The 21,943-nt window shown below is 64.8% G+C and carries 15 protein-coding genes; 4 read left to right on the top strand and 11 right to left on the bottom strand.

What is annotated here, in order from left to right; genetic code table 11:
* Nucleotides 1–42 precede the first annotated feature (42 nt).
* Entirely contained in the window at nucleotides 43–1,395 is a 1,353-nt protein-coding gene (locus RSW2DRAFT_RS07900) for an ABC transporter substrate-binding protein (protein ID WP_008029754.1), read from the bottom strand.
* Nucleotides 1,396–1,670: 275 nt separating this feature from the next.
* Between RSW2DRAFT_RS07900 and RSW2DRAFT_RS07895 the strand changes: the two genes are divergently transcribed.
* Genes RSW2DRAFT_RS07895 through RSW2DRAFT_RS07885 form a run of 3 tightly spaced genes read left to right on the top strand, consistent with a single transcriptional unit; the run spans nucleotide 1,671 to nucleotide 5,025 of the window.
* A complete protein-coding gene (locus RSW2DRAFT_RS07895) occupies nucleotides 1,671–2,699 on the top strand; it encodes a substrate-binding domain-containing protein (protein WP_008029752.1) in 1,029 nt (342 codons plus the stop codon).
* 23 nt (nucleotides 2,700–2,722) lie between these two features.
* The gene (locus tag RSW2DRAFT_RS07890) at nucleotides 2,723–4,051 is read left to right on the top strand and encodes a GH1 family beta-glucosidase (protein ID WP_008029750.1); all 1,329 of its coding nucleotides are present in this window, start codon (nucleotides 2,723–2,725) and stop codon (nucleotides 4,049–4,051) included.
* 17 nt (nucleotides 4,052–4,068) lie between these two features.
* Nucleotides 4,069–5,025 carry a glucokinase gene (locus RSW2DRAFT_RS07885; RefSeq protein WP_008029748.1) on the top strand — a complete coding sequence of 319 codons (957 nt, stop codon included), beginning with the start codon at nucleotides 4,069–4,071 and terminating at the stop codon, nucleotides 5,023–5,025.
* 12 nt (nucleotides 5,026–5,037) lie between these two features.
* Here the strand turns inward: RSW2DRAFT_RS07885 and RSW2DRAFT_RS07880 are convergent, their stop codons facing one another.
* From RSW2DRAFT_RS07880 to RSW2DRAFT_RS07850, 7 genes are all read right to left on the bottom strand, one after another.
* Nucleotides 5,038–6,573 carry a trimethylamine methyltransferase family protein gene (locus RSW2DRAFT_RS07880; protein WP_008029746.1) on the bottom strand — a complete coding sequence of 512 codons (1,536 nt, stop codon included), beginning with the start codon at nucleotides 6,571–6,573 and terminating at the stop codon, nucleotides 5,038–5,040.
* An 86-nt stretch (nucleotides 6,574–6,659) separates the two neighbouring features.
* On the bottom strand, nucleotides 6,660–8,291 hold the full coding sequence (locus tag RSW2DRAFT_RS07875; protein ID WP_008029744.1) for an alpha-D-glucose phosphate-specific phosphoglucomutase: 1,632 nt from the start codon (nucleotides 8,289–8,291) through the stop codon (nucleotides 6,660–6,662).
* On the bottom strand, nucleotides 8,288–10,405 hold the full coding sequence (glgX, locus tag RSW2DRAFT_RS07870; RefSeq protein WP_008029742.1) for a glycogen debranching protein GlgX: 2,118 nt from the start codon (nucleotides 10,403–10,405) through the stop codon (nucleotides 8,288–8,290). Before glgX ends, RSW2DRAFT_RS07875 begins: the two co-directional genes overlap by 4 nt.
* On the bottom strand, nucleotides 10,402–11,844 hold the full coding sequence (gene glgA / locus RSW2DRAFT_RS07865; RefSeq protein WP_008029740.1) for a glycogen synthase GlgA: 1,443 nt from the start codon (nucleotides 11,842–11,844) through the stop codon (nucleotides 10,402–10,404). Before glgA ends, glgX begins: the two co-directional genes overlap by 4 nt.
* A gap of 91 nt (nucleotides 11,845–11,935) precedes the next feature.
* Nucleotides 11,936–13,207: a glucose-1-phosphate adenylyltransferase gene (gene glgC / locus RSW2DRAFT_RS07860; RefSeq protein WP_008029739.1), complete on the bottom strand. Its 1,272-nt coding sequence runs from the start codon at nucleotides 13,205–13,207 to the stop codon at nucleotides 11,936–11,938.
* A 41-nt stretch (nucleotides 13,208–13,248) separates the two neighbouring features.
* Nucleotides 13,249–15,450: a 1,4-alpha-glucan branching protein GlgB gene (gene glgB, locus RSW2DRAFT_RS07855; RefSeq protein ID WP_008029737.1), complete on the bottom strand. Its 2,202-nt coding sequence runs from the start codon at nucleotides 15,448–15,450 to the stop codon at nucleotides 13,249–13,251.
* A gap of 13 nt (nucleotides 15,451–15,463) precedes the next feature.
* Entirely contained in the window at nucleotides 15,464–17,896 is a 2,433-nt protein-coding gene (locus RSW2DRAFT_RS07850) for a glycogen/starch/alpha-glucan phosphorylase (RefSeq protein WP_040671835.1), read from the bottom strand.
* A 408-nt stretch (nucleotides 17,897–18,304) separates the two neighbouring features.
* Between RSW2DRAFT_RS07850 and RSW2DRAFT_RS07845 the strand changes: the two genes are divergently transcribed.
* Nucleotides 18,305–18,739 (top strand): Rrf2 family transcriptional regulator, encoded by a 435-nt coding sequence (locus RSW2DRAFT_RS07845; RefSeq protein WP_040671834.1) that lies wholly within the window; start codon nucleotides 18,305–18,307, stop codon nucleotides 18,737–18,739.
* Nucleotides 18,740–18,742: 3 nt separating this feature from the next.
* Here the strand turns inward: RSW2DRAFT_RS07845 and preA are convergent, their stop codons facing one another.
* Genes preA through RSW2DRAFT_RS07830 form a run of 3 tightly spaced genes read right to left on the bottom strand, consistent with a single transcriptional unit; the run spans nucleotide 18,743 to nucleotide 21,771 of the window.
* The gene (preA, locus tag RSW2DRAFT_RS07840) at nucleotides 18,743–20,041 is read right to left on the bottom strand and encodes an NAD-dependent dihydropyrimidine dehydrogenase subunit PreA (RefSeq protein ID WP_008029731.1); all 1,299 of its coding nucleotides are present in this window, start codon (nucleotides 20,039–20,041) and stop codon (nucleotides 18,743–18,745) included.
* Between the two features lie 3 nt (nucleotides 20,042–20,044).
* Nucleotides 20,045–20,407, bottom strand: coding sequence for a DUF1428 domain-containing protein (locus tag RSW2DRAFT_RS07835; protein WP_008029729.1), 363 nt, complete (start codon nucleotides 20,405–20,407; stop codon nucleotides 20,045–20,047).
* 11 nt (nucleotides 20,408–20,418) lie between these two features.
* The gene (locus RSW2DRAFT_RS07830; protein WP_040671833.1) at nucleotides 20,419–21,771 is read right to left on the bottom strand and encodes an NAD(P)-dependent oxidoreductase; all 1,353 of its coding nucleotides are present in this window, start codon (nucleotides 21,769–21,771) and stop codon (nucleotides 20,419–20,421) included.
* Nucleotides 21,772–21,943: the final 172 nt, after the last annotated feature.

Below are 21,943 nucleotides of genomic sequence, written 5' to 3'. Positions count from 1 at the left end.
CCCGCTTGCGCGGACAGGCCCTTACTTGTCATCATGCACTGGTTATTTCAAAGTGTCCCAGGTCTTCTGGATATCCGCCGCCACCGTGGCCGCGTCCTTGCCGTTGGTGTAATCGACCATGCCGGTCCAGAACACGCCCGCACCCACTGCACCCGGCATCAGGTCGGATCCGTCAAAGCGGAAAGTGTCGGCCTGCAGCAGGATGTCGCCCATCTTGCGCAGCGTCGGGTCGCCGTAAACCTCGGCGTTGACGCCTTTGTGCGGCGTCAGGAAGCCGGTCTGCGCCATCCAGATTTCATGCGCCAGCGGGGTTTGCAGGAACTTCATGAAGGCCTGCGCCACCGGGCTGTCTTGGGTCACCACAAACAGCGTGCCCGCGCCCAGAACCGGCTTGCCCAGATCCTTCTCGGCATAGGCCGGGAAATAGAAGAAATCGGCATCCTGCCCAACCACGGTGCCTTCGGGGAAGAACGACGGGATGAAGCTGGCCTGCCGGTGCATGTAGCAGCCGGGCGGCGAGGCAAACAGACCCTTCGGGCTGTCGCGGAAGTCGGTCGAGCCCACCGCCGCAGCGCCACCCTGCACGAAGGCGTCATTGCGGGCGAACCAGCCGAAATCCTCGATCGCGGTGACAACCTTCGGGTCGTCGAACTTCAGCGCGTTCGACACCCAGGCGTCATAGTCGGCCGGGGTGTTGTTGCGCAGCATCATGTCCTCGACCCAGTCGGTCGCGGGCCAGCCGGTCGCCGGGCCCGAACCCAGCCCGATGCACCAGGGCGTGCCGCCATCGGCCACGATCTTCTCGGTCAGCGCCTTCAGATCCTCCATCGTCGTCGGCACTTCGTAGCCGGCGTCGGCAAAGTTTTCCGGCGAATACCAGACCAGCGACTTCACATCGACCTTGTAGAACATGCCATACAGCGCCGGGGTGCCATCGGCGCCCGGATAGGTCGCGAGATCAACCCAGGATTGCCCCGCGGCATAGTTGTCCTTGATCCAGGCGGCGGTCTCGGCCGGCAGCGGTGCCAGCTTGCCACGCTTGGCCAGATCGGCGGCCAGCCCCGGCTGCGGCACCACGGCGATGCCCGGAGGCGAGCCCGCCTCGACGTCGATCATCACCCGCTGCTCGAAACCGTCACCGCCGGTGTACTGCACATCGGCACCGGTGGCGGCGACAAAGTAGGCGATCACCGAGTTGAACAGCTCCTTGTCAACGCCGCCCCAGGGGCCGTCGATCTTCAGTTTCTGGCCCTTCAGGTCGGTCGCCTTCAGCGCCTCGAAATCAGCCCAGTGAAAGCGGGCATCCTCGCCCGGCGCGAATTTCAGGTCTTGCGCAACCGCCGCCCCGGAAAGCAGGGCAAACAGGGCAACCCCCGCGAAAAGTCTGGATTTCATTGTCGTCCTCCCGATAACGCGCCCCTGCAAGGGCCGCGAGTTCACCAAGCGGGAAGAATCATTTTCAAACCGCTTTGGACAAAACAGATATGCGCCGCCGCTGCCTCAAGTCAACTTAAACCTGCGCAACAAAGTTGCGCTACGGCAATCTAACGCCTTGTTTTGCGATTGCAGCATGGCAATTCCGGCCTGCGGCAAAATGCGCTTTACCTTTGACCGGGTGCCCAGCCGCCGCTAGTGTAACAGCGGATTCGAAACGCTTTGGCTGGACGGCGATGAACCTCAAAGAGCTTGCCCGCAAACTCGATCTGTCGCCCACGACCGTCAGCCGGGCGCTGAACGGCTATCCGGAAGTCAACGAGGAAACCCGGGCGCGGGTGGCGGCGGCGGCGCGGCGCTACAACTATGCGCCCAACAGCCGGGCGATCCGGCTGGCCACCGGCAAGGCAATGGCCATCGGCCATGTGATCCCGATTGCGGCGCGGCACGAGATCGTCAACCCGGTGTTTGCCGACTTCATCGCCGGGGCTGGCGAGACCTATTCCCGGTCGGGCTATGACATGGTGCTGACGGTGGTGCCCGACATGGACGAAGAGCGCGTCTATCGCGAGTTGAAGGCCCGCGGCACCGTCGATGGCATCATCCTGCACGCGCCGCGCCTGCAGGATGCGCGACTGGCGCTGCTGACCGAGATCGGCTTTCCCTTCGTGGTGCATGGAAGGGTGACCGAGGCGACGCTGCCCTATTCCTGGGTCGATGTGAACAACCGCCGGGCGTTCCTGCGCGCCACCGAGTTTCTGCTCGATCTGGGGCACCGCCGCATCGGCCTGATCAACGGCCTTGAATTCATGGATTTCGCCTTCCGCCGCCGCAGCGGTTTTGAACAGGCGCTGGCGGCGCGCGGGCTGACCCCGGACCCGGCGCTGATGGCGTCGGACGAGATGACCGAAACCGCAGGCTACCGCGCCGCCAGCCGGATGCTGGGGCTGGCAGCCCCGCCCACCGCGCTGCTGGTGTCGTCGATGATTTCCGCCATCGGTGCCCGCCGCGCCATTCAGGACCGCGGGCTGACCCTTGGCCGCGACGTGTCGGTGATCATCCATGACGACGAGCTGAGCTATCTGCGCAACGGCGAGGCGGTGCCGATCTACACCGCCACCCGCTCCTCGGTGCGCGAGGCCGGGCGGCTGGCGGCGCAGATGCTGCTGGACATCATCGCCGACCCGGCATCGGCCCCGCAACAGCGGCTGCTGGAGGCCGAACTGATCATCGGCCAATCCACCGGCCCGGCACCGCAAGCCTGACCCCTTTCAAGATCGGACACCGCATGCTTCCGCCCCGCGCGTCATTTCCCGAAGGCTTCCTGTTCGGCGCCGCCACCTCGGCCTACCAGATCGAGGGGCATGGCTTTGGCGGCGCCGGGCGCACGCATTGGGACGATTTCGCCGCCACCCCCGGCAATGTGGTGCGGGCGGAAAACGGCGCTTTGGCCTGCGACCATTACCACCGCTGGCCTGCTGACCTTGACCTGATCAAGGACGCCAATCTGGACGCCTACCGCTTTTCCACCTCCTGGGCGCGGGTGATGCCCGAGGGGCGCGGCGCGGTGAACCCCGAAGGTCTGGATTTTTACGACAAGTTGGTCGATGGCATGCTGGAACGCGGGTTGAAGCCTGCCGCCACGCTTTACCATTGGGAACTGCCTTCGCCGCTGGCCGACCTTGGCGGCTGGCGCAACCGCGACATCGCGGGCTGGTTCGCCGATTACACCGAAGTGTTGATGCGCCGCATTGGCGACCGCCTGTGGTCGGCCGCCCCGATCAACGAGCCGTGGTGCGTGGCCTGGCTGTCGCATTTCCTCGGCCACCACGCCCCCGGCCTGCGCGACATCCGCGCCACCGCCCGCGCCATGCACCATGTGCTGCTGGCGCATGGCCGATCCACCCAGTTGATGCGCAGCTTGGGGATGCAGAACCTCGGCGCTGTCTGCAACATGGAATACGCAGCCCCCGCCGATGCCTCGGACGCGGCACTGGAGGCGGCCAGTCTGTACGACGGCTACTACAACCGCTGGTTCCTGTCGGGGATGTTCCACAAGACCTATCCCGCCGATGTGCTGGAAGGCCTTGGCCCGCATATGCCCGACGCCTGGCAAGACGACATGGCGACCATCGCCACACCGGTCGATTGGGTCGGCATCAACTACTATACCCGCAAGCTGATCGGCCCCACCGCTGGCCCCTGGCCGTCGCACACCGAGGTCGAAGGCCCGCTGCCGAAAACCCAGATGGGCTGGGAGATTTACCCCGAAGGTCTGGAGTTCTTCCTGCGCCGCACCCATGCCGAATACACCAAGGGCCTGCCGCTTTACGTCACCGAAAACGGCATGGCCAACCCCGATGTGCTGGAAGGTGGCGCGGTGGATGATCAGGGCCGCATCGACTATGTGGCGGTGCATCTGGCCGCCGTGCAGCGCGCGATTGCCGCGGGCGTGCCGGTGCAGGGCTATTTCCTGTGGTCGCTGCTGGACAATTTCGAATGGTCGCTGGGCTACGAGAAACGCTTCGGCCTGGTGCATGTCGATTTCGAAAGCTTGCAGCGCACCCCGAAAGCGTCCTATCTCGCACTTGCCCGGGCCCTTTCCCGGAACCGCTGACCTGAACGGAGCCGCCCATGCCCACCGCCCACGCCCTGTCGCTGGTTGCCGATATCGGCGGCACCAACACCCGCGTGGCGCTGGCGCAGGGAAAGAAGGTGCAGCAGGCCAGCATCCGCCGCTTTCACAACGCCGATTATCCGGGGCTGGAGCCGATCCTGCGGCAGTATCTGGCCGAGGCCGGGGCGCCCGCCTGTGTCGGCGCCTGTGTGGCGGCGGCTGGGCCGGTGCATGACGGCGTGGCGACGATGACCAACCTTGACTGGATCATCGACGACGCGCTGTTGACCCGCGCCACCAGCGCCGCGACCGTGGCGATCCTGAACGATCTGCAAGCGCAGGGCCACGCCCTTGGCCATATCGCCGCCGACAACCTGCTGCCGGTGCTACCGGGCCATCCCGCACCCGCCCATGCGGCCAAGCTGGTGGTCGGCGTCGGCACCGGCTTCAACGCCGCCCCGGTGCATGAAACCAAGTGGGGGCGGCTGGTGGCGGCGTCGGAATGTGGCCATGTCAACATGCCGATCCGCCATGACGCCGATCTGGCGCTGGCGCATTTTGTCGAGGCGGAACATGGCTTTGCCGGCGCCGAAGAGGTGATGTCGGGTCGCGGGCTGGAGGCGTTGTATGCCTTTGTCACCGCCGACTCCGGCCTGCCGGGTGCAAGGACCGCTGCCGAGATCATGGGCGCGATTGCCGAGGATGGCCCGGAAACGGCGGCTGCGCGGTTGTTCGTGCGGATGCTGGGGATGCAGGTCGGCAACCTCGCGCTGATCCACCTGCCGTTCGGCGGCATCTACCTGTGCGGCGGGGTGTCCCGCGCCATCGCCCCGCATCTGACCGCCATGGGCTTTGCCGAGGCCTTCCACGACAAGGGCCGTTTCGCCGGTTTCATGCAGAACTTCCCGGTCTCGGTGATCACCGACGACTACGCCGCCCTGACCGGCTGCGCGGTGTTCCTGGCGCAAGCCTGATACCAGACGGGCCTAATACCAGGCATCCGGCACACCGGCCTTCTTGCGGGCCACGAAATCATCCAGACTGTCGCGGATGGCGATGTCCAAACTGGGCGCTTCGAACTCGGCCAGCCGCTTTTTCCAAAGCTTGTTCGCCCGCGTCGCCGCGTCCAGCCCGCCCGCCGCCTGCCATTTCTCGTATGGCTCGTTGTCGGACAGATCGCTGTCCCAGAACGCCGTCTCGTAATGCTGCATGGTATGGCTGCAGCCAAAGAAATGGTTGCCCGGCCCGACCTCGGCAAAGGCATCGACCGCCAACTGGTCGTCGTCGATCTTCACCCCGTCCAGATAGCTGTGCAGCGCCCCGCAAAGATCGGCGTCCAGCATGAATTTCTCGTAGCTCATGCTCAGCAGCCCATCCAGAAACCCCGCCGAATGCAGGATGAAATTGGCCCCGCAGTGGATGGCGGCCAGCATCGACATGGTGCCTTCGGTCATCGCCTGCGCATCGGGAAGTTTCGAGGTGGTGAAGTTGCCCGAACAGCGCAGCGGCAGGTTCAGACGTCGGCAAAGCTGGCCGATCACCATGGAGCCGATGGCGGGTTCCGGCGTCCCGAAGGTCGGCGCACCGGAGCGCAGGCTCATCGAGGACAGGAAGTTGCCGAAAATCACCGGCGCACCCGGGCGTTCCAACTGGGTCAGCGCGCAACCCGCCATGGTCTCGGCCAGCGATTGCGCAATGGCGCCCGCATTGGTCACCGGCCCCATGGCGCCGCCAAGGATGAACGGCACGATCACGGCCGCCTGATTGGCCCGTGCATAGGCACGCAAGGACCGGGTCATGGTGCCGTCCCAGACCAAGGGAGAATTGACGTTCACATTGCCCAGAATAACGCAATGATCGTTCACAAAGCCGCTGCCGAACACCAGCCGGGCCATGTCGATGCTGTCCTCGGCCCGATCCTCGGCGGTCACCGACCCCATGAAGGGCCGGTCGGACAGGGTGATATGGGCCTGAACCATATCCAGATGGCGTTTGTTCACCGCTATATCGGTCGGCTCGCAGATGGTTCCGCCCGAGTGGTGGAAATTCGGGCTGCTTTGCGCCAACATGATGAAATTGCAGAAATCTTCCAGCGTGCCGAAGCGGCGGCCGCGGTCCATATCCATCACGAAGGGGCTGCCATAGGCGGGCGCGAACACCACCGACCGACCCCCGATCTGCACCGAATGGGCCGGATTGCGGGCGTGCTGGGTGAACACTGGCGGAGCCGTGCGCAACACCTCGCGCAGCAGGCCGGGCGGGAATTTCACCAGCACGCCCTGCACATCCGCCCCGGCGCGGCGCCAGTGGTCCAGCACCGTGGGGTCGTCGCGAAACTCGATGCCGGTTTCGGCCAGAATCCGGTCGGCGGCGGCATCGATCCGGACCAGGTTTTCTTCCGACAGGATGTCGTAGGTCGGGATGTTGCGCAGGATATAGGGGCGGCCCAGCCCCTGGCCCTTCTGCGCCCGCTGCGTCTGCCGCGCCACCCGCCCGGATCGCGCCGGTTTGTCCTCTGCCATGCCCTGCCCCCCCTGTTTTGCTCAACAGACGCGGGTTTCACCGCCGGGGCTTGGTGCGACGCGACGCTTGCAGGTCGCAAACCGCCTCAGGTCACCACGTCGGGCGCCACTCGCCCAGTGAACGCGGCAATCCCGGCCAGTTCGTGTGCTGCATTGATCACCGGCGCCAGCGCCGCTTGCGCATCCAGATCAAGCCCCTGCGGCCCCGGCGCATAACGCTCCAGATACAGCCGCAGCGTCGCCCCTTCGGTGCCGGTGCCGGAAAGCCGCAGCACGATGCGACTGCCACCGTCAAAGATGATCCGCACGCCCTGCGCGCGGGAAACCGAGCCGTCCACCGGGTCGGTATAGGCGAAATCGTCGGCAGCCTGGATCACCATGCCCTCGATCCCCTGCCCCGGCAGGTTGGGCAGGCTGGCCCGCAGCGCCGCCATCATCGCATCGGCGCGATCGGTGGCAATCGCCTCGAAATCGTGGCGGCTGTAGTAGTTACGGCCAAACCGCGCCCAATGCGCCGCCAGCAGATCGGCCACCGGCGCCTGTTTCACCGCCAGGATGTTCAGCCACAACAGCACCGCCCAAAGCCCGTCTTTCTCGCGCACATGGTCCGAGCCGGTGCCAAAGCTTTCCTCGCCGCACAGCGTGACACGGCCGGCATCCAGCAGGTTGCCGAAGAATTTCCAGCCCGTCGGCGTCTCATAGGCCGCAATCCCCAGCGACGCGGCCACCCGGTCAACGGCGGCAGAGGTCGGCATCGACCGCGCCACGCCTTTCAGCCCAGCCCTGTAGGCCGGGGCCAGTTGCGCATTGGCGGCCAGAAACGCCAGGCTGTCGGAAGGCGAGACATAAATGCCGCGCCCGACCACCATGTTGCGGTCGCCGTCACCGTCCGAGGCCGCGCCGAAATCGGGGGCGTCGGCGCTGAACATCTCGTCCATCAAGGCCTTGGCCCAGGTCGGGTTGGGGTCAGGGTGGTGGCCGCCGAAATCCGGCAAGGGCGTGCCGTTGATCACGGTGCCGGGGGCCGCGCCCAGCCGGTTTTCCAGAATGTCCCGCGCGTAAGGCCCGGTGACGGCGTGCATCGCGTCAAACCGCATGCGGAAACCGCCCGCGAACATCGCCTTGATGGCCGGAAAATCGAACAGGCTTTCCATCAGCGTGGCGTAATCCGCCACCGGATCGACCACATCCACCGCCATGCCGTCCAGCGTCACCCGGCCGATCTTGCCCAGATCAATGTCGGTGGCATCGGAAATCAGATAGCGGGAAAGCGTCGTGGTGGCCTGATACATCGCCTCGGTCACGGCCTCGGGTGCCGGGCCGCCATTGGCCATGTTGAACTTGACGCCGAAATCCTCGGTCGGGCCACCGGGGTTGTGGCTGGCCGACATGATGATGCCGCCATCGGTTTTGTTCAGCCTGATCAAGTGGCTGGCGGCAGGCGTTGACAGCACCGCCCCCTGCCCCACGATCACCCGCGCCGCCCCGTTGGCCGCCGCCATCTTCAGGATGATCTGGGCAGCCGTATCGTTGAAATAGCGCCCGTCGCCGCCCAGCACGAAGGTCTTGCCCGCCGCCCCGCCGATGGCGTCAAAGATCGCCTGCACGAAATTGTGCAGATAGGGGGTGGCCATGAACACCGGGGTTTTCTTGCGCAGGCCCGAGGTGCCGGGCTTCTGCCCGGCGATGGGCGTGGTGGCGATGGTCAGCGCGGTCATGCGGTTTCTCCGGTAAAAGCAGGTTGAAAGACAAGCACCGATTGCGCCGGTGCCAGCAGCCCGGCGGTCACCGGCTCGGGCGGCGCTTCGGGGCGGGTGGTGTCCAGCACCAGCCGCCAGCCCGGCACGGTCAGCGGCAGCGCCAGCGGCGTCGCGGGTCCGGCGTTGAACACCGCAAACAGCGTGTCCGCCGCCGTGCCCTCGCCTTCTGAAGCCATGCGCAGTTCGACACAAAGGCAGCGGAACGCCGGGTCGTGCCAATCCTCGGGCCGCGGCGGCACACCATCGGCGCGGTGCCAGATCACATCGGGCAGCCCGTCCGCCGCCCGCGGCCGCGCATGCAGGAACCGCCGTTGCCGCAGCACCGGATTGGCCTTGCGCAGCGCCACCAGCCGCGCCACGAAAGCGGTCAGCCCGGCGTCACCGGTCCAATCGACCCAGCCGGTCGCGTTGTCCTGCGCATAGGCATTGTTGTTGCCGCCCTGGCTGTTGCCCACCTCGTCGCCCGCCAGCAGCATCGGCGTGCCCTGCGCCAGCATCAGCGTTGTCAGCAGGTTGCGCTTGCGCAGATCGCGCGCTGCCACAACGGCGGGTTCGCGCGACGGCCCCTCGACCCCCAGATTGCTGGAGTGGTTGTTGTCATGGCCATCGCGGTTGTCCTCGCCATTGGCCAGGTTGCGCTTGACGCTGAACGACACCAGATCCTGCAGGGTAAAGCCGTCATGCGCCGAGATGAAGTTGACCGAACTGCTGGCCGCCCGCCCCGAATGGTCAAAGCGTTCCGCCGAGCCCAGCAGCCGTTTGGCAAGATCGGGTGTCATCCCGGCATCGCCGCGCCAGAACCGCCGCACGCCGTCGCGGAAGCGGTCGTTCCATTCCAGAAACGGATGCGGAAACGAGCCAAGCTGATAGCCGCCCGGCCCGATATCCCAAGGCTCGGCGATCAGCTTGACCGAGGCCAGCACCGGGTCTTGCCGCAGCGCGTCGAAAAATCCGCCCTGGGCGTCAAAGCCCATCTGCTCGCGCCCCAGCACCGGGGCAAGGTCGAAACGGAAGCCATCGACATGCATCACCTGCACCCAATAGCGCAATGAATCCATCACCATGCGCAATACCGCCGGATGCGTCAGGTTCAGCGTGTTGCCGGTGCCGGTGTCGTTGACATAGGCCCGCCCGCCCTCGGCCAGCCGGTAATAGCTGCGGTTGTCAAGGCCGCGGAACGACAGTGTCGGCCCCAGCTCGTCGCCCTCGCCCGAATGGTTGTAGACCACATCCAGCACCACCTCGATCCCCGCCGAATGGAACCGGCGCACCATCGACTGAAACTCCCAGATCGCATTCTTGGTCAGATAGCGCGGCTCGGGAGCAAAGAAACCGATGCTTTGATAGCCCCAGTAATTGCGAAGACCCTTGGCCACCAGAAAGCGGTCATCGACAAAGGCCTGCACCGGCAAAAGCTCGATGGTGGTGATGCCCAGCTTCGTCAGATGTTCCAGCACCGGGTCCGATGCCAGCCCCAGAAAGCTGCCGCGCAGGCCCGGTTCGACCCGTGGATGCAGGGCGGTCAGGCCCTTGACATGCGCCTCGTAGATCAGCGTATCGGCAAGCGGCACCTGCGGCGCGCGATCGCCCGACCAGTTGAAGCCGGGGTCGACCACCACCGATTTCGGCACGGCAAAGGCGCTATCGCGGGTGTCAAAGGACAGGTCGGCGCGCGCGCTGCCCACCTTGTAGCCCATCACCGCATCCGACCATTTCAGCCGGCCGTGCAATTGCCGTGCATAGGGGTCGATCAGCAGCTTGTTGGGGTTGAAGCGATGGCCGGTTTCCGGCGCATAGGGCCCATGCACCCGAAAGCCGTAAAGCGTCCCCGGCAGCAGCCCGCCGACATGGATGTGCCAGATGTCGCCGTCGCGTTCCGACAGCGGTATCCGTGCCATCTCCTTGCGGCCATCGGGCGAAAACAGGCACAGGTCCACCTTCTCGGCATGGGCCGAGAACAGCGCGAAATTCACCCCTTCGCCATCGAAGGTGGCACCCATCGGCCAGGGCTTGCCCGGTGTGATCGCATGCCCGGCCAGCCGGGTCGGCAAGGATTGCAGCGCGATGATCACCGCAGCAGGCTTTCATAAAGCGTCGCATAGGCGGCAGCCGAGGCCTGCCAGCCCACCGGTTGCTTCATCGCATTGCGCTGCACCATCGCCCATTGCTTCGGGTCGGCATGCAGGGCCACCAGCCGCCGCAACGCCAGCCCGAAGGCCAGAGCATCGGTCGGCGCAAAGGTGATGCCGGTGGCAACCCCCGCCGCCAGCCCCGCCGGATTGGCGTTCACCACGGTATCGGCCAGCCCGCCCACCGCCGCCACCACCGGCAGCGTGCCATAGCGAAGGCCATACATCTGCGTCAGCCCGCAAGGTTCAAAGCGCGAGGGCACCAGCACCGCATCGGCCCCGGCAAACATCCGGTGGCTAAGCGCCTCGTCATAGCCGATCCGCACCGCCACCCGGCCCGGATAACTGGCCGCCAGCCCGCGCATCGCCGTCTCCAGCCAGCCATCGCCCGAGCCAAGCACCAGCAAGCCACCACCCGCCGCCACGAAATCGGGGATGACCGCGGGCAACAGGTCGATGCCCTTCTGGTCGGTCAAGCGGCTGACAACAATCGCCAAAGGCCCCGGCACCTGCAACCCGAACTCGGCACAAAGCGCCGCCCGATTCTCGGCCTTGCCCTTCATCTTGCGCGCCGAATAGGGGATCGGCTCGCTCTCGGGCGACCACACCGCCTCGTCCACCCCGTTCAGGATGCCATGCACCCGCGCCGCGCGGTCGGCAATCACCCCCTGTAGCCCCAAGCCCACCTCGGGGCGCATCAACTCCTGCGCATAGGTCGGTGACACCGTGGTGATCGCATCCGCAGTCACCAACCCGGCCTTCAGCGACGACAGCCCGCCGAAATATTCCAGTTCCGCCGGGTGAAACTGATGCGCCGGCAAACGCAGCGCCGTCAGCATTGAGGCCGCGGCCCAGCCCTGAAACGCGATGTTGTGGATGGTCATCACCGTGGCAATGCCCGCCTTGCCACCATAGGCCAGATAGGCCGGGGCAAAGCCCGCCTGCCAGTCATGCGCGTGCAAGACCTGCGGCTGCCAGCCATCGCTCAGGCCTTCGCGGGCAATCCGCGCCGCCATCCAGCTTAACGCGGCAAACCGCTGCGGATTGTCGCCATAATCACCAAACGGCCCGGAATACGGCCCGCCGTCGCGGTCATAAAGATGCGGCGCATCCAGCAGCAGCATCGAAATCCCCGCCACCTCGCCCGCCAAGACCCGCCCCGGCCCGCCAAAGAGATCGGCCTCGGCCATCACCTCGGGCCAGTTCGCCACCTGCCCGCGCAACGCCCGATAGGCCGGCATCAACACCCGCATCTGCCAGCCCACCCCGGCCAGGGCGGCAGGCAACGCCCCCACCACATCGGCCAGCCCGCCGGTCTTCAGCAGCGGCACACATTCCGAGGCCACCGACAACACCCGCCCGCGCACCGCTTCACCGCCCATCGCCTCGCCTCATCATCTGTTCTCAAATATCCTCGGGAGGGGGGTCCGGGGGGAGGGCAGACAGCCCGCCCCCCGGCGCCTCCACAATCCCTCAGCCCAGGGTCGCCGCCCGCGCGTTCAGCATGTCCTGCGTCACCAGCACCACACCGCTGTCCTCGCGGCGGAACCACTTGGCGTCCTCTTCCGGGTCATAGCCCACCACCAGCCCCGCCGGGATGATCACCCCGCGGTCGATCACGCAATTCTTCAACTGCGCATGCCGGTTCACGATCACCTGCGGCAGCGCCACCACATATTCCAGCGTCGCAAAGGAATGCGTCCGGCAGCCGGTGAACAGCAGCGAATTGCTGACCTCCGAGCCCGAAACGATGCAATCACCCGACACCAGCGACGATACCGCCGAGCCGCGCCGCCCGTTCTCGTTGTGGATGAACTTGGCGGGCGGCACGATCTCGGCATAGGTCCAGATCGGCCAGGCGTTGTCGTAAAGATCAAGCTTGGGCACAAAATCGGTCAGGTCGATATTGGCCTGCCAGAACGCGTCAATCGTCCCGACATCGCGCCAATACGGCTCTTCCTCCAGCCCGCTGCGCACGCAGCTTTCGGAAAACCGGTGCGCGATCGCCTTGCCGTTCTTCACGATCTGCGGGATCAGGTCATTGCCGAAATCATGGCTGGAGTTGTCGTCCTCGGCGTCGCGGATCAGCAGATCGCGCAGGAAGCTCCAGTTGAAGACATAGATCCCCATCGAGGCCAGCGCATGCTCCGGATCGCCGGGAATCGAGGGCGGATCGGCGGGTTTTTCCAGAAACGCCGTCACCCGGCCGGTGCCATCGACATCCATCACCCCGAAGGCCCGCGCTTCCAGCCTTGGCACCGTCAGGCAGCCGATGGTCACATCGGCGCCCGAGGACACATGCTGGCGCAGCATGATCTCGTAATCCATCTTGTAGACATGATCGCCCGCCAGGATGATGATGTATTTCACCCCATAGCTGTCGACGATGTCGATGTTCTGCGTCACCGCGTCGGCGGTGCCCAGATACCACTTGTTCTCGGCCACCCGCTGGCTGGCGGGCAGGATGTCCAGATATTCGTTGCGTTCGGCGCGAAAGAACCCCCAGCCGCGCTGCATGTGGCGGATCAGGCTGTGCGCCTTGTATTGCGTGGCAATCGCCATCTTGCGGATCCCTGAGTTCAGCGCGTTCGACAGCGCAAAGTCGATGATCCTTGTCTTGCCGCCGAAATACACCGCCGGTTTGGCGCGGGTATCGGTCAACTCCTTCAGCCGACTGCCGCGCCCCCCGGCCAGCACGAAAGCCATCGCTTGCGTCGATAGCCGGGCATTGGGTCTTGCTTGCATCGCATCCTCCGTTTTGGCGGGCAAACCCGCCTGAAATCCTGTCAGCCCTGCCGAAAGATCACCGCCGACAGCGGCGGCAGCGTCACCAGCGCCGATTGCGGCTGGCCATGCCAGGGCTTGGCCTCGGTCACCACGCCGCCCATGTTGCCGCGATTCTCGCCGCCATAGGCCGCAGCATCGGTGTTCAGCACCTCGTCCCACTGGCCGGGCGCGGGAAAGCCCAGACGGTAGCGGCGTTCCACCGGCGTCATGTTCAGCGCCACCGCCACCATCGGATCCCCGACATGGCCCTTGCGGGCATAGGCGAACACCGAATGTTCGGCGTCATTCGCCTCCAGCCACTCGAACCCGGCGGGGCGGGTGTCGTTGACATGCAGCGCCGGGGTGTCGCGGTAAAGCCGGTTCAGATCGCGCACCAGGTTCTGCACCCCCTTGTGCAGCGGCTGGTCCAGCTCGTGCCAGTCAAGGCTCTGGTTGTGGTTCCACTCGCGGCCTTGGGCAAATTCGCAGCCCATGAACATCAGCTTCTTGCCCGGATGCGTCCACATGAAGCCATAATAGGCCCGCAGGTTGGCGAATTTCTCGCCGCCCAGGCCCGGCATCTTGTCGATCATGCTTTTCTTGCCATGCACCACTTCATCATGGCTGATCGGCAGGATGAAGTTTTCCGACCAGGCGTAGTGCAGGCTGAAGGTCATCTGGTGGTGGTGGTGCTTGCGATAGACCGGGTCGCGCTGCATGTAGGCGAGGGTGTCGTTCATCCAGCCCATGTTCCACTTGTAGCCAAAGCCAAGGCCGCCGTGGTTGACCGGGCGCGACACGCCGGGAAAGGCGGTGCTTTCCTCGGCAATCGTCACGATGCCCGGCACCTCGCCGTAAGCCGCGACGTTGACCCGTTGCAGCAGGGCAATCGCCTCGTAATTCTCGCGCCCGCCGTCCTTGTTGGGCACCCATTGACCGGCCTGGCGGCTGTAGTCACGGTAAAGCATCGAGGCCACCGCATCGACGCGCAGCCCGTCCAGGTGATATTCCTCCAGCCAATACAAGGCGTTGGAGGTCAGGTAGTTGGAAACTTCCACCCTTCCGTAGTTGTAGATCAGGGTGTTCCAGTCCTGATGAAACCCCTCGCGCGGGTCTTGGTGTTCATACAGCGCCGTGCCGTCAAACCGCCCCAGCCCGTGCGGATCGGTGGGGAAATGCCCCGGCACCCAGTCGAGCAATATCCCCAGGCCCTTGCGATGCGCCGCATCGACCATGGCGCGAAACTCCGACGGCGTGCCGTGGCGCACGGTGGGGGCGTAAAGCCCGACCGGCTGATAGCCCCAACTGCCGTCGAACGGATATTCCGAGATCGGCATCAATTCGATATGGGTGAAGCCCATGTCGATGACGTAATCCACCAGTTGATCGGCCAGTTCCAGATAAGACAGCATCCGGTCGCCCGGCGCCCGCTTCCAACTGCCAAGATGCACCTCGTAGATCGAGATCGCCGCGTCAATCGCATGGCTCGCGGCGCGGTGCTGCATCCAGTAGTCATCCAGCCATTCGCCGTCGATCCGCCGCACCACCGAGCCGTTGGCGGGCGCGTGTTCCGAGCCGAACCCAACCGGGTCGGCCTTCAGCGGCAGCACCTGCCCCTGCGGACCGCGAATCTCGTATTTGTAGGTCGATCCCTCTGGCAGATCGGGGATGAAGGTCTCCCACACACCCGTCGCGCCACGCTTGCGCATCGGGTGGCGGCGGCCGTCCCAGATGTTGAAATCGCCCACCACCGAGACCCGCTGCGCATTGGGCGCCCAGACCGCGAAATGCGTGCCCGCCACCCCCTGATGGGTGATCAGATGCGCCCCCAGCACTTGCCAGATCCGCTTGTGGGTGCCCTCGCCCAGCAGGTATTCGTCCAACTCGCCCAGCACCGGGCCAAAGCGGAACGGGTCTTCAAACTCCCATTCGGTGCCATCGCCGCCGCGGGCGCGCAGCCGATACGGCCCCGCATCCGCCAGCGGCCCGGAAAACAATTCCGGCACATCGGCATCGCGGGTCATCAGCACCGGCTCGGCACCGGGGCACAGGATGCGCAGATCCGCCGCCCCCGGCACAAAGGCATTCACCCGGCCGTCATGCGGCCCCAGCACGGCAAAGGGGTCGGCATGCCGCCCTTCGGCAATGGCATAGGCCACCTCGCGACTGATCGCCCCGGGCACTGCCATCGCAGCTTTTCCGGTCGTCGCCTTCTTCGCCATGCCAGCCTCTCCCTTACGGTTGCAGCGCCGATTCCACGGACCATATGTCCCGCATGTAACCACGGATCGTGCGGTCGGACGAGAAAAACCCCGACCGCGCCGTGTTCAGCGCCGCCATTTTCAACCAGTGATTGCGGTTGGCATAGGCGGCATCCGCCTCGGCCTGCGCCGCCACATAGGCATCGAAATCCGAGGCCACCAGGAAGTAATCCGAATGCCACATCCGGTGCACCAGCCCGTGATAGCGGTCGCGCTGATCGGGGCTGAAGCGGCCCTCGGCCAGCATCTGCATCACGTCCTGCAACTTCTGGCTGGCCTCGATCGCCTTGCGCGAATGTTCGGCGTCCTGGCGGCGCACCACTACCTCGGCTGCGGTCAGGCCGAACAGGAAGAAGTTCTCGGCCCCAACCTCCTGCAATATCTCCACATTGGCGCCGTCCAGCGTGCCGATCGTCGGCGCACCATTCATCATGAACTTCATGTTGCCGGTGCCCGAGGCTTCCTTGCCGGCGGTGGAAATCTGCTCTGACAGATCGGCAGCAGGCACCAGCCGTTCGGCCATCGAGACGTTGTAGTTGGCCGGATAGACGATCTTCAGCAGGTCGCCGGTCAGCGGGTCTGCATTAACAACACTCGCCACATCATTGATCAGATGGATGATTTCCTTGGCCACCGCATAGCCCGGTGCCGATTTGCCGCCGAAAATCTTGACCCGCGGCACCCAGTTGCCGGTCGGGTTCTTGCGGATCGCATCCCAGCGGGAGATCGTCTCAAGGATGTTCAAAAGCTGTCGCTTGTATTCGTGGATGCGTTTCACCTGCACGTCGAACAGCGCGTCGGGGTCCACCGTCACACCGCAATCGCGTTCGATCCAATGCGCCAGCGCCACCTTGTTCTGCCGCTTGGCCACGCCAAAGGCCGACAGAAAGCCCGCGTCGGTCACATGCGGCTCCAGCCCTTTCAGGCGGTCCAGATCGTCTTCCCAGCCGTCGCCGATGGTCTGGCTGATCAGCCCCGCCAGCGGCCGGTTGCACATCTTCAGCCAGCGCCGCGGCGTCACGCCATTGGTTTCATTGATGATCCGGTCGGGGTGCAGCAGGTGCAGTTCCGGGAACAGGTTCTGCTTCACCAGATCGGAATGGAGCGCCGAGACGCCGTTGACCTTGTGCGACATGATGAAGGCCAACTCGCCCATCCGCACTTCGTGGTGTTTGACGATGCCCACATAATGCGGCGTGTTCGGGTTGGTGCGGCGGTGCCAACTGTCGATCCGCTCGATGATCTGCATGTGGCGCGGCAGCACGTTGCCGAAAGTGTAGGTGGCCCAGCGTTCCAGCGCCTCGGGCAGCAGGGTGTGGTTGGTGTAGCCCAGACAGGCGCGGGCGGTATCCAGCGCGTCTTCGAACGGCATGCCATGCACGTCCGACAGCAGGCGGATCAGTTCCGGCCCGGCAATCGACGGATGGGTGTCGTTCATCTGGATCGCCACATGCTCGGGCAGCGCGCGCAGGTCGGAATGCCCGGCCTTGTAGCGGCGCAGGATGTCCTGCAACGCCGCCGAGGTCAGGAAGAACTCCTGCTTCAGCCGCAATTCCTTGCCCTGATAGGTGGTGTCGTCGGGGTAAAGCACGCGGGAAAGCGTCCGTGCGAGGGCCTCGGGTTCAGCGGCGGCGGCGTAATCGCCGCGGTTGAAGCGTTCCAGATCGAACTGCGTGGTCGGCATCGCCCCCCACAGCCGCAGGGTGTTGGCCCATTTGCCCTGCCAGCCCACCACCGGCGTGTCATGCGCGCTTGCCAGCACGGTTTCGCCCGGCAGCCACATGTCGCGGCCATCGCGGCTTTCGACGGTGCCCTTGAAGCCGATGGTATAGGCCGCCTCGGGGCGCGGAAATTCCCAGGCGTGCGGCTGGTTCAGCCAGTCCTCGGGGGTCTCGACCTGCTGGCCGCCCTCGAAACGCTGGCGGAACAGCCCGTGTTCATAGCGGATGCCATAGCCATAGGCTGGGCACCCCAGCGTCGCCATCGATTCCATGAAACAGGCGGCCAAGCGCCCCAGCCCGCCATTGCCGAGCGCCGCATCCGGCTCGTCTTCCACCAGCGCCCGGAAATCCTGCCCCAGATCGTTCATCGCCGTCTCGGCCAGATCGCGCAGGCCAAGGTTGATGGTGGCATCCTCCAGAAGACGCCCGATCAGATATTCCATCGACAGGTAATAGACCCGCTTGTGATCTTCGGCCCAGGTGCGGCGGGTCGAGGCGAACCACGGCTCGACAATCCGGTCGCGCATGGTGAAGGAAAGCGCCATCCGCCAGTCATACAGGCTGGCATTGGGTGCATCCTTGCCCAGCGTGTAGGTCAGATGCCGCAGGATATCGGATTTCAGCGTGGCAACAGTCAGATCAATCACGGCAAGCTTTCCATTTTCTCGGGCCTCAAGGCGTCGCATCGGGCGGTGAGCCACTGTTGACCCAGAGCGCGGCGGGGGCAAGCCCAAAGCCGGTCGGATCGGAACGCAAACCGCCACCGCATTTCCAAAGCGCTTGTCATTTAGACCAGAAGTCTGAAAAAACCACCATAAAAATACTGCTGAAAATATGGGCGTCGTGGAAATCAAACCGCTTTGATCCCGGCGGATTTCCGGCGCCGCACCGCAGCTTTCATGCCGCAGTGCAGCTTTTGCCCTGCCCGACTCCGCGACTGGCCCGCGACTGGGGGGTGCGACACTAAAAGGCATGGTCGGAATACAGATTATCACCCGCGGCGGCGAAAATCTGATCTGGATCAAGGATGCGCCGCGTCAAAGCAAAGGATGCTTCGCCCACTTGGCGTATTCGGGTAGGGGGTATCACCGACCATGCGATTGACCACGAGAACCAATCTGGCGATGCGGACATTGATGTTCTGCGCGGTCAACCCCGGCAAGGTGGTGCGCAAGCAGGACGTGGCGCAGGCCTGCAACGCCTCGGAAAACCATCTGGCGCAGGTGATTCACCTGCTGGCGCAGAAGGGTTTTCTGCACACGGTGCGCGGCCGGTCGGGCGGGTTGATGCTGGGGCGGCCGGTGGACGAGATCACCGTGGGCGAGGTGTTCCGCGCCTTCGAGGCCACCCTGCCCTTCACCGAGTGCTTTTCCCAGCACGAGAACAGTTGCCCGCTGATCGACAGTTGCCGGCTGAAATGCGCGCTGGTGAAGGCGCTGGCGGCGTTCTACGCCACGCTGGACGCGCTGACCCTGCGCGACATGGTGCGCGAAAACGGCGATCTTGAAGGGCTTTTGAAGGTCGCCTGAGCCCTATTCCGCCGCCACCGACGGGTTGTTGGGGTGGGTGGTCCAATTGCCGTAATCGCCCACCCTGCGCCCGGTGCGCGGATCAACGCTGCCCTTGGCCAGCGGCACCATGGTGATGCAGTTTTCCACCGGGCAGACATCGACGCACAGGTTGCAGGCGACGCAGTCCTCGTCCTTCACCGTGAACACCCGCTCAGGGCTTACGGCGATGGCCTGATGCGAGGTATCCTCGCAGGCGATGTGGCAGCGGCCGCATTTGATGCAACTGGTCTGGTCGATCTGCGCCTTGGTCACATAATTCAGGTTCAGGAACTGCCAGTCGGTGACATTGGGCACCGCACGCCCCACCAGATCATCGACCGAGGCAAAGCCCTTGCGGTCCATGTAGTCCGACAGCCCCGAGATCATCTCGGACACGATCTTGAAGCCATAGGTCATCACCGCGGTGCAGACCTGCACATTGCCCGCCCCCAGCGCCATGAACTCCGCCGCATCGCGCCAGGTGGACACCCCGCCGATGCCCGAAATCGGCAGGCCGCGGGTGGCGGGGTGGCGGGCAATCTCGGCCACCATGTTCAGCGCGATCGGCTTCACCGCCGGGCCGCAATAGCCGCCATGGGTGCCCTTGCCGTCGATCATCGGCTCGGGGGCGAAGTCGTCCAGGTTCACCGAGGTGATGGAATTGATGGTGTTGATCAGGGAAACCGCATCGGCGCCGCCACGTTTCGCAGCCTCGGCCGGTTTGCGGATGTCGCTGATATTGGGGGTCAATTTGACGATACAGGGCATGCGGGAGTGTTGTTTCACCCAGCGCGTCACCATCTCGATGTATTCCGGCACCTGCCCCACCGCAGACCCCATGCCACGTTCGGCCATGCCATGCGGGCAGCCGAAGTTCAGCTCCACCCCGTCGGCTTCGGTATCCTCGATACGCGCCAGGATACCCTTCCACGACTCCTCGTCGCAGGGCACCATCAGGCTGATCACCAGTGCGCGGTCGCGCCACTTGCGCTTGACCGCCTTGATCTCGTCCAGGTTCACCTGCAACGGCCGGTCGGTGATCAGTTCGATGTTGTTCAGCCCCAGAAGTCGGCGGTCCGCGCCCCAGATCGCCCCGTAGCGCGGGCCGGAAACGTTGACCACCGGCGGCCCGTCCAGCCCCAGCGTCTTCCAGACCACCCCGCCCCAACCGGCCTCGAACGCCCGTTCGACGTTATAGGCCTTGTCGGTCGGCGGTGCCGAGGCCAGCCAGAACGGGTTGGGGGATTTGATGCCGATGAAGGTCGAGGCGAGGTTGGCCATGGTCTATTTCGTCTCCGTCGTGTTCAGAACCTGGGTGAAGCCGCCATAGATCATCCGCTTGCCGTCGAACGGCATCTCGTTCATCGCGGCCATGCGGTCGTCCTTGTCCATGGCGGCCCAGCCCGCCACCCGGGCCTCGCGCGAGGGCCAGACCACCCAGGAAAACACCACCGTTTCACCGGGTTGCCGCTGCACCGCCATCGGGAACGAGGTCAGCTTGCCCTCGGGCACGTCGTCGCCCCAGTTTTCCACCACCTGCAAGGCACCGTGGTCGTGGAACACCTTGGCCACAAAGGCGGCGTGGTCGATATAGACCTGCTTCTTGTCGTCAGGAACCGAGGCTACGAAACCGTCAACATAGGCCATGTTATCCTCCGTCAACTGATGGATGCGTGGATATCTTCGGCGGCATCGCGGCCCTGCGCCACGGCGGTCACGGTCAGGTCTTCGCCGCCCGTCGCACAGTCGCCGCCCGCCCAGATACCGGGCAATGTAGTACGCCCGGCCGCATCGACAACAATCTTGCCCGCTTGCAGCGCCAGGCCTTCCGGGGCACCGACAAGGCTTTGTCCGATGGCCTTGAACACCTGATCGGCAGCCAGCCGGAAGGTCTGATCGGTCAGCCGCAACCCGCCGGGTTCATCGACGGTATGGGCAAACTCGACCTCGGTCACCGCACCCGTGCCATGCAACGCCACCGGGGCGGCATTGCAGATGATCCGCACGCCGGAAGAGGTGGCATGGTTCTGCTCGTAGCCCGACGCGCTCATCTTTTCCTGACCGCGGCGATAGACGATGGTGACGGTCTCTGCCCCCAGCAATCTGGCCTGGACGGCGGCATCGACGGCGGTCATGCCGCCGCCGATGACCACCACATCGCGGCCGACGGGAAGGGAGGAGTAATCACCCGCCTGCCGCAATTCTGCTATGAAATCAACAGCATTTCGGACGTTCTTCAAGTCCTCACCCGGCACGCGCAAGCCGTTCACCCCGGCCAGCCCCACGCCCAGAAACACCGCATCGTGGCTGGCGCGCAGATCGGCCAACGCCACCTCGCGGCCCAGGCTCACCCCCTGATGCAGGGTGATGCCACCGATCCGCAACAGCCAGTCCACCTCGGCTTGGGCGAAATCATCAGCCGTCTTATAGGTGGCCAGGCCATATTCGTTCAACCCGCCCGGCTTGGGCCGCGCGTCATAAACCTGCACCGCATGACCCTTCATCGCCAGCCGGTGCGCACAGGCCAGACCCGCAGGCCCTGCCCCGACCACCGCCACCGATTTGCCGGTGGCCGCCGCCCGGGTAAACGGATGTCCAGCCTGCGCCATCAGCCCGTCGGTGGCATAGCGCTGCAAACGGCCAATCTCGACCGGCTTGCCCTCGGCGGCCTCGCGCACGCAAGCCTCTTCGCACAGCGTCTCGGTCGGGCAGACCCGGGCGCACATGCCGCCCATTATGTTCTGCGCAAAGATGGTCTTCGCTGCCGCATCCGGCGTGCCGGTGGCGATCTGGCGGATGAACAGCGGGATGTCGATCGAGGTCGGGCAAGCGGTCGTGCAGGGCGCGTCGAAACAGAAATAGCAGCGGTCCGCCGCCACCATCGCCTCGTGCCGCCCAAGCCGCGGGGCTGCATCGGCGAAATTTCGCGCATAGGCCTCGGCGGCAAGCCGACCCGGCACCACGCCGGGCGTCAGTGACGTGTTGGACAAATTGCGCCCTCCCCGGGACATTCTTGTTGCCACAAAGGCTGCCACAGCCGATTTTTTTTATCAAACGGTAAATAACGCCCGGATTATTTTTCCGTATCAATGCACCTGCGGCAAGGCGCATCACAGCTATGGCTTTTCAGCGCCGGACGCCTCGCGTATAAGCGCAGACAGCCCCGGCGCCGCAGAGTGCCTT

The sequence above is a fragment of the Rhodobacter ferrooxidans genome (assembly GCF_000176015.1).
In the GTDB taxonomy this organism is placed as follows: domain Bacteria; phylum Pseudomonadota; class Alphaproteobacteria; order Rhodobacterales; family Rhodobacteraceae; genus Pseudorhodobacter_B; species Pseudorhodobacter_B ferrooxidans.
Note: the sequence above shows the minus strand (reverse complement) of the source record. Positions and strands in the feature narration are given on the sequence as shown.